The organism is Nocardia sp. NPDC058518, assembly GCF_042719655.1.
Lineage (GTDB): Bacteria > Actinomycetota > Actinomycetes > Mycobacteriales > Mycobacteriaceae > Nocardia.
Genome location: NZ_JBHXNJ010000009.1, coordinates 131,638 through 146,478, shown reverse-complemented (window position 1 = coordinate 146,478; position 14,841 = coordinate 131,638). Strand labels below are relative to the sequence as shown.

Sequence of the window (14,841 nt, the reverse complement as noted above, 5' to 3'; positions counted from 1 at the left end):
AGCGGAACAGTATGAGCGACGCCGCACAGATGGCCGGGGGTGCCGACGCGCACCCTCGGCTGGGGACCACCGCGGGCGTCGGCTCGCCACGCAACGAAGGGCGCACCGCCGTGGGTGTTCGCCGGACGATCGACGTCGACGCCCTCGCCGGTGAGGTCAAGGCGGGGCAGCGGTCGGCGCTGGCCCGCGCGATCACCCTGGTCGAATCCACCCGCTCCGATCACCGGGAGCTGGCTCAGCAGTTGTTGCTGCGGGTGGCGGCCGAGCCGGGCAGTGCCGTCTCGAACCGGGTCGGCATCACCGGCGTGCCCGGCGTCGGCAAGTCGACCTTCATCGACGCGCTCGGCATGTACCTGCTTGCCAAGGGGCATCGGGTCGCGGTACTCGCGGTAGATCCGTCCTCGACCCGCACCGGCGGCTCGATCCTCGGTGACAAGACCCGCATGGCGCGATTGTCGTTGGAAGCCGACGCGTTCATCCGGCCGTCCCCGACCGCGGGCACGCTCGGCGGCGTGGCCAAGGCGACCCGCGAGACGATCGTGCTTCTGGAGGCCGCCGGATACGACGTGATCCTCGTGGAGACCGTCGGCGTCGGCCAGTCCGAGGTGACCGTCGCCAATATGGTCGACGTGTTCTGCTTTCTCACCCTGGCCCGCACCGGAGATCAGTTGCAGGGCATCAAGAAAGGCGTGCTGGAACTCGCCGAACTCGTCGCGGTCAACAAGGCCGACGGCAAACACGAGATCGAGGCCAAAGGCGCCGCCCGCGAACTGGCGGGGGCGCTGCGCCTGATCCACCCGCACGACGCGCTGTGGAAACCGCCGGTGCTCACGATGAGCGGCTTGGAAGGCGTTGGCCTCGAGAAGTTCTGGGGCACCGTCCTCGACCATCGCCGGGTGCTCACCGAGGCGGGCGAATTCGCCGAGAAGCGCCGCCGCCAGCAGGTCGACTGGACCTGGACCATGGTCCACGACCAGATCCTGCGCCGCCTAGCCGACAACCCGAACGTGAAAGATGTTCGCGCGCAGGTGGAATCGGCTGTCCGCGCTGGAACGCTCACTCCGGCCCTCGCCGCCGAACAGATCCTCACGGCATTCGACCGGAGTTGAGACACCTGCAACGGTGCCCACCGGTAGCTGTTGGCGGCGTTATTGAGTCGCGCCTATGGTGATCGCCCGGAATTTTTGGTGATCACGTGGGGGTTTGTGGATGATATTCCGATTCCGACTACTTTGCCAGCTGTTGTCTGCGTCAATTTCCGAGGATCCTCGGAATTGGACGTCGAGAGCTGACGGCCGAGGAGGTAGTGATGACGATCTTCCGCACGAATCGGACGATGAGCAGCGACAAGACGCCCGAGCGGGCGATTCTCGGGGGCGACGGTCGTTGGCGGCTCACCTGGCTGCCGGAACTCGGTCTGACGTCCGATCAGGCGATATCAGGACTGAGGCTGGACGAGATCCTCAGTGACCCAGCCCTGGTCTATGACCGGATGGCGCTGGCGGAGGCCACCACCTGCGCCGACCGCATCGGCATCATCCTCGAGCTCGCGATGGTGCGACTGTGGAAGCGGACGACCACCGCCATCGCGCTCTGCGGGTTCGTGGCGACCCGATGGGGTCGACTCGTCTGACCTGGTCGGACTTTCACAACCAGCGGATGCGGCGGAAGGCCACGGCCAGGGCGGTACAGATCGTGAGCATGACGATCAGGGTGGCGGGGTAACCCCAGGGCTGTCGGAGTTCGGGCATGTGGTCGAAGTTCATGCCGTAGATGCCTGCGATCATGGTGGGGACGGCCAGGATGGCGATGTAGGCGGAGATCTTGCGCATGTCGGTGCTCTGCTGGACGGCGATCTTGGCCACGGCGGCGCCGACGAGCGTGGTGAGGGTTTCGTCGAGGTCGTTGATACGTTCGGCGACACCGCTGTGATGGTCGGCGACATTGCGCAGGTAGCGGCGTACTTCCTTGGGCAGGGGAGTACCCGTCGCGGTGAGGGATTGCAGCGGGCCCGCGAGGGGACGCACGGCGCGACGCAGCTCGACGATTTCGCGTTTGAGCTGGTAGATCGCCTCGATCGGGATCTTGCTCCGCGGGCTGAAGAGCTCTTCTTCCATCGACTCGACATCGAACTCGACCGCCTCGGTGACCTCGGCATAGGAGTCGACGACGTGGTCGGTGATCGCGTGCAGCACAACGCTGGGGCCGAGCGCGAGGCGATCGGGGTCGGATTCGAGCCGGTGCCGGACCGCGGTGAGCTCGTTGTGTTCGCCGTGCCGGACCGCGACGACGAAATCGTCGCCGAGGAAGACCATGATCTCGCCGGTCTGCACGATCTCGCTGACGGTGTGCATATCGTGCTCGACATAGGCGACGGTCCGCATCACGGTGACCATGGTGTCGTCGTAGCGTTCGAACTTCGGGCGCTGTCTGCCGGTGACCGCGTCTTCGACGGCGAGTTCGTGCAGTCCGAATGTCCGGGCGATCTCGCCCATCTGATGCAGGTCCGGCGCGAACAGGCCGATCCACACGAAACCCGTACCACGCCTGCGGATTTCGGCCAGCGCGCTCTCGGGGGTGAATCGTCCCGGCAGGCGCTTGCCCTCGACGTAGGCGGCGCAGTCGATGATGGCGCGCGCGGTCGGGACCGAGGGTTTGGGGACGACTTCCACCCGGCGCCTGCTACGGGACAGGAACGGGGAACCTGCCACCACGTCCCCGATGCTGCGCCGGGGCGCGATCGCCGCCGGTGAGATACGAGGCCTGTCGACCATCGTTCACCTCGCTCTCTTCGATCGTGCCGCAGCATCCCACGGTGGCCGATATCGGCGCAAACCGAGCGAGGGGTTGCGCAGACCGCGGTAGATGTGAATACTTAGGTATGTGCCTAAGTATTCGAGCGACGAACCGGACGGAGGACTCGACAGTGTCTTCCGGGCATTGGCCGATCCGACTCGTCGCGCGATCGTCGAACGGCTGTCGCGTGGGCCCGCATCGGTGTCGGATCTCGCCGCACCGTTCGAGGTCGCGCTGCCGACGATCGTGCAGCACCTGAAAGCGCTGGAGGCCGGTCGCCTCGTCAGCTCGGCGAAGATCGGCCGCGTGCGCACCTACCAGCTGGTGCCGGACGCCTTCGGGACCGCGATGGACTGGCTGCACCGCCAACGTCCACCGGCGCAGCGGCAGGTGGACCGGCTCACGGCACTACTCGTGGAATCAACCAAAACCCCAGAGGGAGAAGAACAATGACCGACACGGTGACCCGCTCCATCAACCACGCCCAGTTCACCATCGAACGCGAAGTGCCCGTCGCGCCCGCCGTCGTCTTCCAGGCCTTCGCCGACCCCGCCACCAAGGCGAAGTGGTTCGGCGGCGAGGAAGGCTGGGAGCAGGGCGAGGTCTCGGTCGACTTCGAGGTCGGCGGACGCGAGATCAACGAAGGTACCTTCGAGAAGAAGATGACCTCCCGCTACGTCGCGACCTACACCGACATCGTCGACAACGAACGCCTCGTCTACACCTACGACATGTGGCTGAACGGCTCCCATATCTCCACCTCGCTAGCCACCTGGGAATTCGAACCGACCACCACCGGCACCAAGCTCACTCTCGTCGAATTCGGTGCCCACCTCGACGGATTCGACACCGGTGCCGACCGCGAGGAAGGCACCCGCGACCTCATCGATTCCCTCGTGAACTACCTCGTCGCCCAGGCCTGAGCGGTCCGTTGCTCGTCGAACCGCGCGTCGGCAGCACGCTAGCTGCCGACGCAGTCGATGATCGGCGCGGGATATTCCGCGGGATCGACGTTCGCGCGCCACGGACGATGAATGCTCGCGCCGGGTAGGTGCGCCAGCTCGGGCAGCCACCGCCGCACGTAGGTGCCGTCGGGGTCGTAGCGGTCGGCCTGGCGCAGGGGATTGAGGATCCGATTGGGCCGGGTGTCGGTGCCGGTGCCTGCGACCCACTGCCAGTTGAGCTGGTTGTTCGCGAGATCGGCGTCGACGAGCCAGTGCAGGAAATGCGCCGCGCCGACACGCCAGTCCTGGCGTAGCGACTTGGCGAGGAAGCTGGCCGAGATCAAGCGCGCTCGCCCCGGCATCCAGCCCTCGGCGCGGAGTTGGCGCATGCCCGCATCGACGATCGGGTAGCCGGTGCGCCCGTCTCGCCAAGCGGCGACGGCCTTTTCGTCGTCGGGGCCCGCGGTCACCCGCGTGCGGTAGTCCGACCAGGCGGCATCGGGGCGGGCGGCGAGGACCTGGTGGTGGAAGTCGCGCCAGGCCAGCTGCCGGACAAAGGCGAGTCCGCCTTCGGTCGCCGTGTCGACCCGGCTCACCACTTCGCTGGGGGACACGCACCCGAAGTGGAGGTAGGGCGACAGCCGGGAGGTCGCGTCGGCGGCGAGATAATCGTTGTCACGGGCGTAGTCGGCGATCGGGCCGTCGAGCCAGTCGTGCAGCAGCGCACGGCCGGTGGACTCCCCGCCGACCCGCAACTGTGGCGACGGCTGCCCGGAACCGAGATCGGCAGGCTGGGGTAGTTCCTCGCCCCGGATCGGCGGCACCGACAGCGACCGGGGCGCCGGGAGCGGGGTGCGGTGATGGGCCGCGCTCCAGCGCCGGAAGTAGGGGGTGAAAACGGCGAAGTGATCGCGTCCTGTCGACGGGACGAGTTCGGTGGAAGTGGCTGTGACGGAACCGGAATGGCACTGGACCGAGGTGTTCGAGATGCGGCGCAGCGCTTGCTCACGCACTCTGCTGTAGCGGCTGACATCCTCTGCCAGGTGCACGCTCGCGGCGCCGGTCTCCCGCACCACCCGGTCGACCTCGTCGATCACCGTGCCGCGGCGCACCACGAGCGCACCGCCGAGCGCGCGCAGTTCCTTGTCGAGTTCGGCCAGGGCGGCGGCGAGGAAGTGCGCGCGATTGGGTGGACAGCGGTCGGGCACCAGCGCCTCGTCGACGACGAACAGCGGCACCACCTGGTCGGCCTCGCGAGCCGCGGCGGTGAGCACCGGATTGTCGTGCACGCGCAGATCGCGAGTGAACAGGGCGATGGCGACGCTCATCGGGCGCAGAGGGGCAGCACACCCGAACGTCCGCCGGTCGTGGGTGAGGTCAGGTAGATGCACGGATCCTGGCCCGCGGTCACGATCGCCTCGTCGATCTGCTGCCAGGTGGTGTCGTCCAGGGCGGGGGTGCGGGACAGGACGAAACCGGAGAGCCTGTTCGGCGAGGTGACCAGGGCCCACGAATAGTCCGGGCCGAGCGCGGTCACGATGTAGTTGGTCGGTCCGACGCGCTCGTCCTGGCCGATGACGCCCGGAAAGCTCACGTGCAGTTGCGCGTTCGTGATCGGGTCGTTCACCGTCGCGGTGCCGCGGATCTCGTCGACGCCGCCGGCCCAGGTGTGGCACCGGTTATAGACTCCGATGTCGCCGCCAGGGTCGAGGGTGTAGGTCGCGGAGGTGTCGCGTGCGCAATTGAGGTTGAAGAACTGCGGTACCGCCGCGAGCTGATGCCATTCGCCGAGATAGCGGTCGAGGTCGAGGCGCGGTACCGGTGCGGGTGGGGCTGCGGTCGCGGCGCCGGAGCTTGTCACGGTGAGGCCGGCGGCGATCAGCAGAGCGGTGGTCCACGGGCCGAGTCGGGTACGCACGGGAAACTCCTCGCGGTAGGCGGTTTCTCCCAGGCTAGCAGTAATTGATGCATTATTGATGCATGAGAAGGACGGTTGGGCGAGTCGTCGCATCGGCGTACAGCGCACGCCGCCGACGCGCGGAGGCCGGGCCGTGACGCGCCTGCCCGGGTGTTCCGGGCAGAATGAAACGATGCCCGCCGGTTTCGCTCCCGCTTCCGCCGCGGCCGGATACACGGTGCGCGCGGTGGCCGACCGTCTCGGCATCCCGACCGCGACCCTGCGGAGCTGGAACCGCCGTTACGGCATCGGTCCTGCCCAGGACCGTCCGGGCCGTCATCGGCTCTATACCGATACCGATATCGCGGTGCTCGAGCACATGCTCGGGCTGATCGCCGGTGGCGCCAGCCCGGCCGGGGCCGCGGCGGCCGCGCGTGGACCCGCGCCGGTCCTCGGTGATCGCGGTGGCCTGCTCGACGCGGCGTTCGCGCTGGATACCGGCACCGTCTGCGCGCACCTGGACGCGCACGTGCGTGCCCACGGTGTCGTGCAGACCTGGGAGGCGCTGTGTCGCCCCGCCTTCGCCGATATCGTCGCGCGTCAGGGCGGTGGTGAGGGATGCATCGATGTCGAGCATTTGCTGTCGTGGTCTATCGCGGCGGTCATGCAGCAGGTGAAACCGGCGCGCAGCAGTGCGCCCGTGCTACTCGCCTGCACCAGCGGCGAAACGCATTCACTCCCGCTGGATGTGCTGCGTGCGGCCTTGGCGCAGGCCGGGGTCGGTGCGCGCATGCTCGGCGCCGACGTGCCGACGGTCGCCCTGTCCGATGCGCTCACCAGGCATTCTGGCCCGAACGCGGTGCTGTTGTGGTCGCAGCGTGAATCGACCGCGCTGACCTCGGCGGTGCTGGCCTGCACGGGGGCAGGCGCGCGGGTGCTCGTCGGTGGGCCGGGCTGGGACGTCGTGATGCTGCCCGACACGGTCGAGCGGGTCGGTGGACTGGCTGCCGCGGTCGACGCCATCCGCTGAAGATCTATCCCGGGGTGCCGAGTTCCGGCTCAGCGTCGGCAATTGACCATTGAATGATTCATAGTCGATTCATAGCGGGTACGGCAGTCGGCGGACCCACACTCATCGTCCGCTCGTGACGACCGATGTCGGAAACGGGTCAGGTCGCAGTTCGTCCGAGGAGATGCCGCAGCGTCTCCTCCAAGCCTTCGGTGCGGAACGTGTGCCCGGCCTCCGTCAGCCGGGTCGGCGCCACCCGCTGACTGGCCTCGGCGAGTTCGCGGGCACCCTGCTTGCCCAGTAGTACCGCCGGACCGAAGCTCGGGACCGGGAGCAGGGCGGGACGGTGCAGTACGCGAGCCAGTACGTGGGTGTACTCGCTGTTGCGAACCGGCTGCGGCGCCACGGCATTGACCGGTCCTGTCACCGTGCTGTCCCACAGTGCGCGGTGGTAGGCATCGACGAGATCGTCGATGCCGATCCACGACAGCCACTGACGGCCGTCCCCGATCCGCCCACCGAGACCGGCGGTGAACAACGGTCGCAGCAACCGCAGGGTGCCGCCATGCGGCGACTGCACGATGCCGGTACGCACCCGCACGACGCGGACTCCGCCCACCTCGGCGGGCTCGCACGCGTCCTCCCACCGTTCGACCACGTCGGCCAGGAACCCGTCACCGCGTTCGGACTGCTCGGTCAGTATCTGTTCGCCGCGGTCGTAGCCGTAGTAGCCGATGGCGGAAGCGCTGACGAAGGTGTCGATGCCCGACGCGGCGGCGAGTTCGGCGAGCCGTCGGGTCGGCTCGATGCGGCTGTAGGCCACCGCTCGCCGGTGCTCGGCGGTGAATCGCCCCGCGATGGATGCCCCGGCCAGGTGAACCACGGCATCGATGCCGGCCAGCAGGTCGGCGGCGGGATCGGCGGGATCCCACTGTCGTTCGTCGTGATGCTGTGGGCGATGGCGCACCAATCGCACCACGCGGTGCCCGCCGGTGCTGAGGAAGGCGCTCAGCGCCGAGCCGACCAGCCCCGACGCGCCGGTCATCGCGATCGTCGTCGCCGGCATGCCGGACTCGGCCGCGCGGCGGTGCGCTACCAGATCGTTCGTCAACTGGCGGTAGCGGTAGTCGAACATCGGCCGCAGCACAGACTCCGGAATCGGCGTGTCGACCCGGTCGATGACACGGGTGTGCGCGTCGTCGACCTCGGTGAACTCGTGCACATGCCGCCACCGCAACAGTCGGGAGACCGGGAACGAGGCCGGTCCGTCCGCCGCGACGGCGTCGGCGAACCGCTCGGGCGGCCGATACTGCTCGGGGTCGTGCTGAGCGACCCACCGGAGCCCGCCGGGAAGACCGAGGACCGCTCGCCCGGTGGCCAGCGAATCGGCCTCGGCGAGCAAGGTGACCGGCTGCCACGGCGGCGCCAGGCGCGTGAACGCACCGCGACGAGCGAACCAGGCGAAAACGTCGGCCCGGGGTGTTGCGACAACGCCAGAACACTCGATGCCCATGATTCGACTGTAGTCACAAGCCGCTGTCGGTTCCGTGACCCATGGCGCCCATGTCCATCTGCATGGGCGCGGGTTGCTGACCTGGGGCAACGACCAGGAACTGGCCCATCATGCCCTGGTCTTCGTGGTGGAGGAGGTGGCAGTGGTACATGTACGGATAGGTGGGGTCGGTGTGGTCGGCGAAGTGCATGGCGAGGGTGTAGGTGGCGTCGGGGGCGGTGTAGACGGTGTCCTTCCAGCCGGCAAGGGCGGGGGGAGGCGGTGTTCCGTCGACGGCGATGATCTGGAATTGGACATCGTGGACATGGAAGTTGTGCGGCCAGTTGTCCTTGTTGCGCACTGTCCAGACTTCGGTGGTGTCGACGGGGATGGTCATGTCGATGCGGCTCATGTCCATGCGGCGGTTGTTGATCATGAACCATCGGAGGTCGAAGGATCGGGTCGGTGCGGTGGTCGGGGAGGCGAGGGCGCGCATCGGGATCAGGGTCGGTGGCAGCGCGGCGGAAGGTCGCAGGGTTTCGGCGGCACGCAGTCTCAGGATGTCGAAGGTGTCGTCGAAGCCGAACTCGGTGGCGCGGTCGATGCCGGCGCGCTCGGTGATCGGCAGGGACCGTAATGTGACGTTTTCGCCCGCACCGAGAGTGACCACCAGCTCGGCACGTTCACCAGGGCTGAGCTGAATCCGGTTCAGGGCGACGGGTTCCGGCAGCAGCCCGCCGTCGGTGGCGATGAGCTGGAACGTTCTGCCGTCGCCGAAGGCGAGGTTGTAGAGGCGGCCCGACGAGCCGTTGAGGATTCGCAACCGGACCCGGTCGGTGGTGACCGGCAGGTGGGCGTTCGCGATCCCGTTGGTGACGATCGTGTCGCCGAGCAGGCCGACATCGGTGGCGTCGGATTCGTCGAGCGCGCCGTCGGCGGTGAAGCGGCGATCCTGGATCACCAACGGAATGTCATCGACGCCATAGTGTTTCGGTAGATCGAGCGCGTCCGCCGCATCGTCGTCGATCAGGAAGAAGCCGGAAAGGCCACGGTGGACGTGCTTTTCGGTCGCGCCGTGCGGATGTGGGTGGTACCAGAGCGTGGCGGCCTGCTGCTGCACCGTCCAATTCGGCGCCCATGCCGCGCCGGGCGCGATCATCTGGTGGGGGCCACCGTCGAACTTCGCGGGCAGGTGCATGCCGTGCCAGTGCACCGAGGTGGGCTCGGGCAGATCGTTGGTGATGGTGACGGCGACCTTCTCGCCGCGTCGAGCGCGCACGGTCGGTCCGAGGATCGACCCGCTGTAGCCCCAGGTCGGGGTCCGAATGCCCTGGATCATCTCGGTGCTGCCCGCTTGGGCTCGCAGGGTGAAGCGGCGGACGCCGTCGGTGCCGACGGCAGATGGGGCCGGCGGGGGGATCGGCAACGGCCGGGTCGAGTCGGCTGCCGAACCGGGTGTCGACCGGCGGATCGAACACCCGGTCGCGTACACCATCGGTGTGAGGGCGAGCCCGGTGAGAAATCCTCGTCGCGAGACCACGTGTGCTCCTTCTGTGCGGGAACCTCCAGCTTGGTTCGGGCCCAGCCGCGGCGACTCCGCCGAACAGCCGGACCCGGCCCGCCGGATTCCGCCCGCGCGCCCCTTGCGGACGTGCCGGTCGCGTGGTACCCCGCATTCGAACCGATCTCGTCACGGAAGAGCTGATCGCGTGCCCGAGCCGCTCGCTCGGACGCGCCGACTCCTGCTCGCGCGGTCCCGACAGCCCGGTCACCTACCGTGGATGCGTGATCGACATCCGTGCACATCGCGACTGGCGAAGGCTGCTGCGGTGGCTGCCGCTGGTGCTGATCCCGGTGTTGCTGCTGGCCAGCACCTACCCGGACCAGTACCGCGTGCCACCGCACTACTGGCTGCTGGCGATGACCGCGGGCGTGGTGTTCCTGGCCGGCGCACGGTGGCCGCTCGCGGTGTCGATCGTGCTGTCGGCGCTGGCGGTGCCGATGCTGCGGACGGATGCCTGGGGTGTGTCCGGTCTGGTGCCGTACCTCGGCGCGGTGGCCTTGGTCGATGTGGTGGCGCGTACGCACCGATGGGCGATCGTGGCAGTGGCGACGGCGGGGTGGGCAGCTGCCGTGGCGCTCGGGCGGGTCGGACTGCACGACAACTCGATCGGTCGGGCGTCCACCCTCGTCGAGGCCGCGGCTTATGTGGGACTGCCGTTGCTGCTCGGGTTGTATCTGCGTGGGCAGCGTGACCTGGCGGAGAATCTGCGAATACGCGGCGAGGAGGCGCAAGCGCGTACCCGCCTCGACGAGCGCGCCGCACTGGCCAGGGAACTCCACGATGTGGTCGCCCACCACATGGCTTCGATCATTCTGCGGATCTCGGTAGCCGGACATGTTGTGCGAGAAGCCGATCCGCGCATGGTCACCGTCCTTGACGACGTGCGTGGCACCGCGGCCGCCGCGCTCGCCGATATTCGCAGGCTGCTCGCCGCCCTGCGTGACCCGGCCCTCGGCACCGTCGCCCTGGTCGACACCGAGGCGATCGTGACCGAGGTCGACGCCGCGCTCACCCGGGCTCGGGCCGCCGGGTTCGCTGTCGTGGCCGAGGTCGATACCGACCTCGGCGGGCTCGACGCGATCAGCAGGCTCACCCTGTTGCGCCTGGTACAGGAATCGCTGACCAATGTGATGAAACACGCGGATCGCGATGTGCCGGTGCGATTCCGGATCGTCAGGCGAGAGGGCGGCATCGTGATCGAGGTCGTCAACGGCGGTCGCGAGGCGACGGCACCGCCGGGACACGGGATCGTCGGGATGCGCGAGCGCGCCGAACTCGCGGGCGGCACCCTCACCGTCGGCCGGTCCACCGAGCACGACGGAAGCTGGACGGTGCGCGCCTGGCTGCCGGACAGTGCGAGGGGAGTGGAGCTTTCGTGATCACGGTCTTGCTGGTGGACGATCAGCGTCTGGTGCGCGCGGGTCTGCGAATGCTCATCGAGGACACCACCGATCTCGCCGTCGTCGGGGAAGCGGCCGACGGCGTCGAAGCGGTGCGGCTGTATGCCGAGCTCGCTCCCGATCTGGTCGTCATGGACCTGCGGATGCCCGGCCTCGACGGTGTCGCGGCGACCCGGCAGATCCTTGCCTCGTCGCCGCGCGCGAAGGTGCTCGTGCTGACCACCTTCGACGACGACGAACACCTGTTTCCCGCGCTCTCGGCCGGGGCCGCGGGCTATTTCGTCAAGGACACCGAGCCCACCGTGCTGCTCGACGCGATCCGGCGCACGGTGGACGGCGATCTGCTGTTCTCGCCCGCGCTGCTGCGCCGTCTGGTCGGGCGGGCGCTCGAAACGCGGTCGGCTCCGGAAACTCCCACGCTGCCCGCCGATGTGACGCCCCGTGAGCTCGAGGTGCTTCGCCTGGTCGGCGACGGGCACGGCAATCAGGCGATCGCCGATCGGCTTCATCTCGGGGTGAGCACCGTCAAGACCCACGTCGCCAACCTGCTCGACAAGACCGGCACCGACAACCGCGTTCGGCTGGCGGTCTACGCGTCCAAGATCATCGGCTGAGCGGGCTCGCCGGGTGGTGATCCGAACTGGTCGCTTGGTTTTCGGTGACGGATCGGTATGAAAACGGTAACGCTGATGTGATCTTCTCCGATACTGTGACCGACCGCACTGAGCGGTCGGTTCGGCGTGGAGGTTCGATCGATGAAGTGCCGCAGGGCGGTTTCGGCGGTGCTCGTCGCAGTGGGCTCGACCATGATGGGCGTGGGTGGGGCACACGCGCAGGAGCCGGAAGCCGGTGTCGCGGTGGTGAATCGGGTCGTGACGGGCGAGGGATCCAGGGCCGAGGTGACCGCGATCGACGGTCGGCAGGTGACGGTGCGGATCCATTCCGCCGCCATGGGGCGCGAGGTTTCGGTCAAGGTACAGCGGCCCGCCGACGCTTCGGTGCCGCGGCCGTCGCTGTATCTGGTGAACGGCGCGGGCGGCGGCGAAGATACCGCCACCTGGGAACAGAACACCGATGTGGTCGATTTCCTCGCGGGCAAGGACGTCAATGTCGTCATGCCGATCGGCGGTGCGTGGAGTTACTACACCGATTGGCGCGAGCCGGATCCGATGCTCGGCGTGAACAAGTGGCGCACCTTCTTCCTCGACGAACTGCCCACACTCGTCGACACCATGTTCACTACGACCGGCAAGAACGCGATCGCGGCGAACTCGATGACGGCCACCTCCGTGCTGCAACTCGCGATCGCCAAGCCGGGATTGTTCCGCTCGGTGGCCGCCTACAGTGGCTGCGCCCAGATCAGCGATCCGGTCGGCAGGCAGTTCGTCAATGTCGTTGTCGGGACCGGCGGCGGCGACGCGTCGAACATGTACGGCCCGCCCGGAGATCCTGCCTGGGCCGCCAACGATCCCGTCGTGAATGCCGAGGGACTGCGCGGAACCAAGCTCTACGTGTCCAACGGCAACGGCCTGCCCGGTGAATTCGACAAGCTCGGCGACTCGCACCTGGTCACCTGGGGGCCGGTCGGGTTGGCCAATCAGATCGTCGTCGGTGGCGTCATCGAGGCCACGACCCGCTGGTGCACCAAGAACCTGCAGCAGCGCCTGGACGAACTCGACATCCCCGCGACCTTCGACCTGTCGACCCAGGGCACCCACTCGTGGGGCTACTGGCAGAAGGCCTTCAAGAACTCGTGGCCGCTCCTGGCCGAAGGGATGGAGATCCCCGCCTGATCAGCCGAGCTCGAACAATCGTGCCGCGTTGTCATGGCAGACCTTGCGCAGCCACTCCGGACCGAGGTCGAGCCGTTCCAGTGCGGCGACGGCCTCGGCATAGGGATAGGGGATATTGGGGAAGTCGCTGCCGAACAGAATGCGATCGGCGAAGCGGCGCAGGCGATCTCGTTCGGACGGTGGGAAGGGCGCGCCGCCTTCGCTGAAGTCGGTCCACACCATGGTGGTGTCGAGATAGAGCAGCGGGTACTGCTCGGCCAGGTCGAGGAACTCGCTGTATTCAGGGGTTCCCATGTGCGCGATGATCAGCCGCAGGGTCGGAAAGCGCCGCAGGAGTTCGGCGATGGGGGCGGGCCCGGTGAATTCGCCAGGGGCGGGACCGGATCCACAATGGATGAGAACGGGTGTGCCGGTTTCGGCCAGGATGGCCCACACCGGGTCGAGCAGGGGATCCAAGGGTGAGAACGCGCCGACCTGGATGTGCACCTTGAACACGCGCGCGCCACTGTCGATGGCCTCTCGGACGTAGCGTGGCGCGTCCGGCTCGGGGTAGAAGGTGGCCGTGTGCAGGCAGTCGGGGGTGCGGGCGGCGAACTCGGCGGTCCAGTCGTTGAGCCAGGCGGCCATCTCCGGTTTGTGCGGGTACACCAGCGAGGTGAACGCCCGGATGCCGAAGTCGCGCAGGGTCTTCAGGCGCACCTGCTCGTCGTCGCGATAGGTGATCGGCCACGGTCGGCCGGTCAGCGGCCCGGCGGCGTCGAAATACGCCCAGACCTTGTGCATCACCTGATCGGGCATGAAGTGGGTGTGGACGTCGACGATCGCGGGCAGGTCGTACCGTTCGCGGAAATCGGCGAGGTAGGCGGCGGTGTCTACGGTCATGACTGCTCCGGGTAGAGGTGTCGGGCCAGGGCACCGACGCGGGTGACGAGGCGTTCGAAGAAGACGGCGGGGTCGGTGCCGATCACGATGTCGGCGTTGGGTTCTCGGCCCCACATGCCCGCCCAGTCGGCGACGGTGGTGGCGCGGGTGATGGTGCCGGCCAGTTCGACGTCGACGGTGGCCGGGCGGGTGGTCGCCAGGGTGGAGTCGAGCGCGACCGCGGCGGCGAACGGGTCGTGCATGTGCGCCAGATAGCCCAGGTCGTACTGGTGGTGGAAGTCGAAATAGAAGCGCACCGCGTCGGTGAGATAGCGGATGATCGGATTGCTTGCCGCCGAACGGAATTCGGCGGGATCGCCCGCGCCGACCTGCTCGATCGGTGCGCTGTGTGCCGCCTGCGCCAGCAGCTCGAGGTGTTCGGGGACCATCTCGATGGACTCGGTGATGTCGAGCGCGCAGACCAGCGGCCTGCGGTCCGGCGGCGCCGCGGAAAAGGCGTCGAACACCGCTTTGGCCGCTTCGGGATCGACGTGGATGTTCCACTCGTTGGTCGGGGTCGTGTTGCCGGGGTGGTTGAACGCGCCGCCCATGATGACGAGGCGGTGCAGCAGGCGCGGCAGTTCGGGTTCGATGCGCAGGGCCAGCGCGAGGTTGGTCAGCGGACCGGTGCACAGGCCTGTCACCTCGCCGGGGTTCGCGCGAACCAGGTCCACCCAGAGTTGGGCCGCCGACCTGGACGACAACGCGCGCGGCGAGACGGGCAGTTCGGCGTAGCCGAGGCCCTGCGGACCGTGGGTGTCCTCGGTGGTGCGCAAGGGGACGGCGAGCGGTTCGGCCGCGCCGAGCGCCACCTCGATCTCGGGTGCCCGGCCCAGGTCGAGCATCGCCAGAGTATTCGCCGCGACCTGTGCCCCGTCCACGTTGCCCGCGGTGGCGGCGATACCGATGATCTCGGCCTCGTCGGAGGCCAGCAGGTAGAGGATGGCCAGGGAGTCGTCGATCCCGGTATCGACATCGAGGATGATCTTCTGCGGCACGTCATCGAGAGTAGCCGCGGACCTCTC

Annotated in this window: 15 protein-coding genes; 8 read left to right on the top strand and 7 right to left on the bottom strand. The window is 67.9% G+C overall.

The features are described 5' to 3' along the window. The first annotated feature begins 11 nt into the window (after positions 1-11). Together meaB and ACFWPX_RS18060 are read left to right on the top strand one after the other, a co-directional pair. On the top strand, positions 12-1,109 hold the full coding sequence (meaB, locus tag ACFWPX_RS18065) for a methylmalonyl Co-A mutase-associated GTPase MeaB (protein WP_378928369.1): 1,098 nt from the start codon (positions 12-14) through the stop codon (positions 1,107-1,109). Positions 1,110-1,309: 200 nt separating this feature from the next. After that, on the top strand, positions 1,310-1,633 hold the full coding sequence (locus tag ACFWPX_RS18060) for a hypothetical protein (RefSeq protein WP_378928368.1): 324 nt from the start codon (positions 1,310-1,312) through the stop codon (positions 1,631-1,633). Between the two features lie 13 nt (positions 1,634-1,646). Here the strand turns inward: ACFWPX_RS18060 and ACFWPX_RS18055 are convergent, their stop codons facing one another. Next, positions 1,647-2,774 carry a magnesium and cobalt transport protein CorA gene (locus tag ACFWPX_RS18055; protein ID WP_378928367.1) on the bottom strand — a complete coding sequence of 376 codons (1,128 nt, stop codon included), beginning with the start codon at positions 2,772-2,774 and terminating at the stop codon, positions 1,647-1,649. Between the two features lie 109 nt (positions 2,775-2,883). On the opposite strand from ACFWPX_RS18055, the gene ACFWPX_RS18050 reads away from it, so the two are divergent. Together ACFWPX_RS18050 and ACFWPX_RS18045 are read left to right on the top strand one after the other, a co-directional pair. Further along, positions 2,884-3,249, top strand: coding sequence for an ArsR/SmtB family transcription factor (locus tag ACFWPX_RS18050; protein ID WP_378928366.1), 366 nt, complete (start codon positions 2,884-2,886; stop codon positions 3,247-3,249). Continuing rightward, positions 3,246-3,719 (top strand): SRPBCC domain-containing protein, encoded by a 474-nt coding sequence (locus ACFWPX_RS18045; protein ID WP_378928365.1) that lies wholly within the window; start codon positions 3,246-3,248, stop codon positions 3,717-3,719. The genes ACFWPX_RS18050 and ACFWPX_RS18045 overlap by 4 nt, the downstream gene beginning before the upstream one ends. A gap of 38 nt (positions 3,720-3,757) precedes the next feature. Here the strand turns inward: ACFWPX_RS18045 and ACFWPX_RS18040 are convergent, their stop codons facing one another. Next, positions 3,758-5,068 (bottom strand): cryptochrome/photolyase family protein, encoded by a 1,311-nt coding sequence (locus ACFWPX_RS18040; RefSeq protein WP_378928363.1) that lies wholly within the window; start codon positions 5,066-5,068, stop codon positions 3,758-3,760. Continuing rightward, complete coding sequence (locus ACFWPX_RS18035) at positions 5,065-5,658, bottom strand: lipocalin family protein (protein WP_378928362.1); 594 nt, start codon at positions 5,656-5,658, stop codon at positions 5,065-5,067. The genes ACFWPX_RS18040 and ACFWPX_RS18035 overlap by 4 nt, the downstream gene beginning before the upstream one ends. Before the next feature lie 172 nt (positions 5,659-5,830). On the opposite strand from ACFWPX_RS18035, the gene ACFWPX_RS18030 reads away from it, so the two are divergent. After that, a complete protein-coding gene (locus tag ACFWPX_RS18030) occupies positions 5,831-6,667 on the top strand; it encodes a MerR family transcriptional regulator (RefSeq protein ID WP_378928361.1) in 837 nt (278 codons plus the stop codon). Between the two features lie 139 nt (positions 6,668-6,806). Here ACFWPX_RS18030 and ACFWPX_RS18025 read toward each other — a convergent pair whose 3' ends face one another. Next, positions 6,807-8,159, bottom strand: a complete 1,353-nt coding sequence (locus ACFWPX_RS18025) for a TIGR01777 family oxidoreductase (protein ID WP_378928360.1) — start codon at positions 8,157-8,159, stop codon at positions 6,807-6,809. 13 nt (positions 8,160-8,172) lie between these two features. Next, positions 8,173-9,678, bottom strand: coding sequence for a multicopper oxidase family protein (locus ACFWPX_RS18020; RefSeq protein ID WP_378928359.1), 1,506 nt, complete (start codon positions 9,676-9,678; stop codon positions 8,173-8,175). 245 nt (positions 9,679-9,923) lie between these two features. Between ACFWPX_RS18020 and ACFWPX_RS18015 the strand changes: the two genes are divergently transcribed. The 3 genes from ACFWPX_RS18015 (at position 9,924) to ACFWPX_RS18005 (ending at position 12,895) form a co-directional block, all read left to right on the top strand. After that, entirely contained in the window at positions 9,924-11,081 is a 1,158-nt protein-coding gene (locus tag ACFWPX_RS18015) for a sensor histidine kinase (protein WP_378928358.1), read from the top strand. Continuing rightward, a complete protein-coding gene (locus ACFWPX_RS18010) occupies positions 11,078-11,716 on the top strand; it encodes a response regulator (RefSeq protein WP_378928357.1) in 639 nt (212 codons plus the stop codon). The genes ACFWPX_RS18015 and ACFWPX_RS18010 overlap by 4 nt, the downstream gene beginning before the upstream one ends. A 141-nt stretch (positions 11,717-11,857) precedes the next feature. After that, positions 11,858-12,895: an alpha/beta hydrolase gene (locus ACFWPX_RS18005; RefSeq protein WP_378928356.1), complete on the top strand. Its 1,038-nt coding sequence runs from the start codon at positions 11,858-11,860 to the stop codon at positions 12,893-12,895. Here the strand turns inward: ACFWPX_RS18005 and ACFWPX_RS18000 are convergent, their stop codons facing one another. Together ACFWPX_RS18000 and ACFWPX_RS17995 are read right to left on the bottom strand one after the other, a co-directional pair. After that, a complete protein-coding gene (locus tag ACFWPX_RS18000; RefSeq protein ID WP_378928355.1) occupies positions 12,896-13,777 on the bottom strand; it encodes an amidohydrolase family protein in 882 nt (293 codons plus the stop codon). Beyond that, positions 13,774-14,814, bottom strand: coding sequence for a nucleoside hydrolase (locus tag ACFWPX_RS17995; RefSeq protein ID WP_378928354.1), 1,041 nt, complete (start codon positions 14,812-14,814; stop codon positions 13,774-13,776). The genes ACFWPX_RS18000 and ACFWPX_RS17995 overlap by 4 nt, the downstream gene beginning before the upstream one ends. Between the last annotated feature and the right edge of the window lie 27 nt (positions 14,815-14,841).

Bases quoted from the DNA above. Each gene is read 5' to 3' on its own strand.
- ACFWPX_RS18055 (WP_378928367.1), bottom strand. From the start codon at position 2,774: ATGGTCGACAGGCCTCGTATCTCACCGGCGGCGATCGCGCCCCGGCGC.
- ACFWPX_RS18030 (WP_378928361.1), top strand. From the start codon at position 5,831: ATGCCCGCCGGTTTCGCTCCCGCTTCCGCCGCGGCCGGATACACGGTG.
- ACFWPX_RS18060 (WP_378928368.1), top strand. From the start codon at position 1,310: ATGACGATCTTCCGCACGAATCGGACGATGAGCAGCGACAAGACGCCC.
- ACFWPX_RS18000 (WP_378928355.1), bottom strand. From the start codon at position 13,777: ATGACCGTAGACACCGCCGCCTACCTCGCCGATTTCCGCGAACGGTAC.
- meaB (WP_378928369.1), top strand. From the start codon at position 12: ATGAGCGACGCCGCACAGATGGCCGGGGGTGCCGACGCGCACCCTCGG.
- ACFWPX_RS18045 (WP_378928365.1), top strand. From the start codon at position 3,246: ATGACCGACACGGTGACCCGCTCCATCAACCACGCCCAGTTCACCATC.
- ACFWPX_RS18025 (WP_378928360.1), bottom strand. From the start codon at position 8,159: ATGGGCATCGAGTGTTCTGGCGTTGTCGCAACACCCCGGGCCGACGTT.
- ACFWPX_RS18005 (WP_378928356.1), top strand. From the start codon at position 11,858: ATGAAGTGCCGCAGGGCGGTTTCGGCGGTGCTCGTCGCAGTGGGCTCG.
- ACFWPX_RS18040 (WP_378928363.1), bottom strand. From the start codon at position 5,068: ATGAGCGTCGCCATCGCCCTGTTCACTCGCGATCTGCGCGTGCACGAC.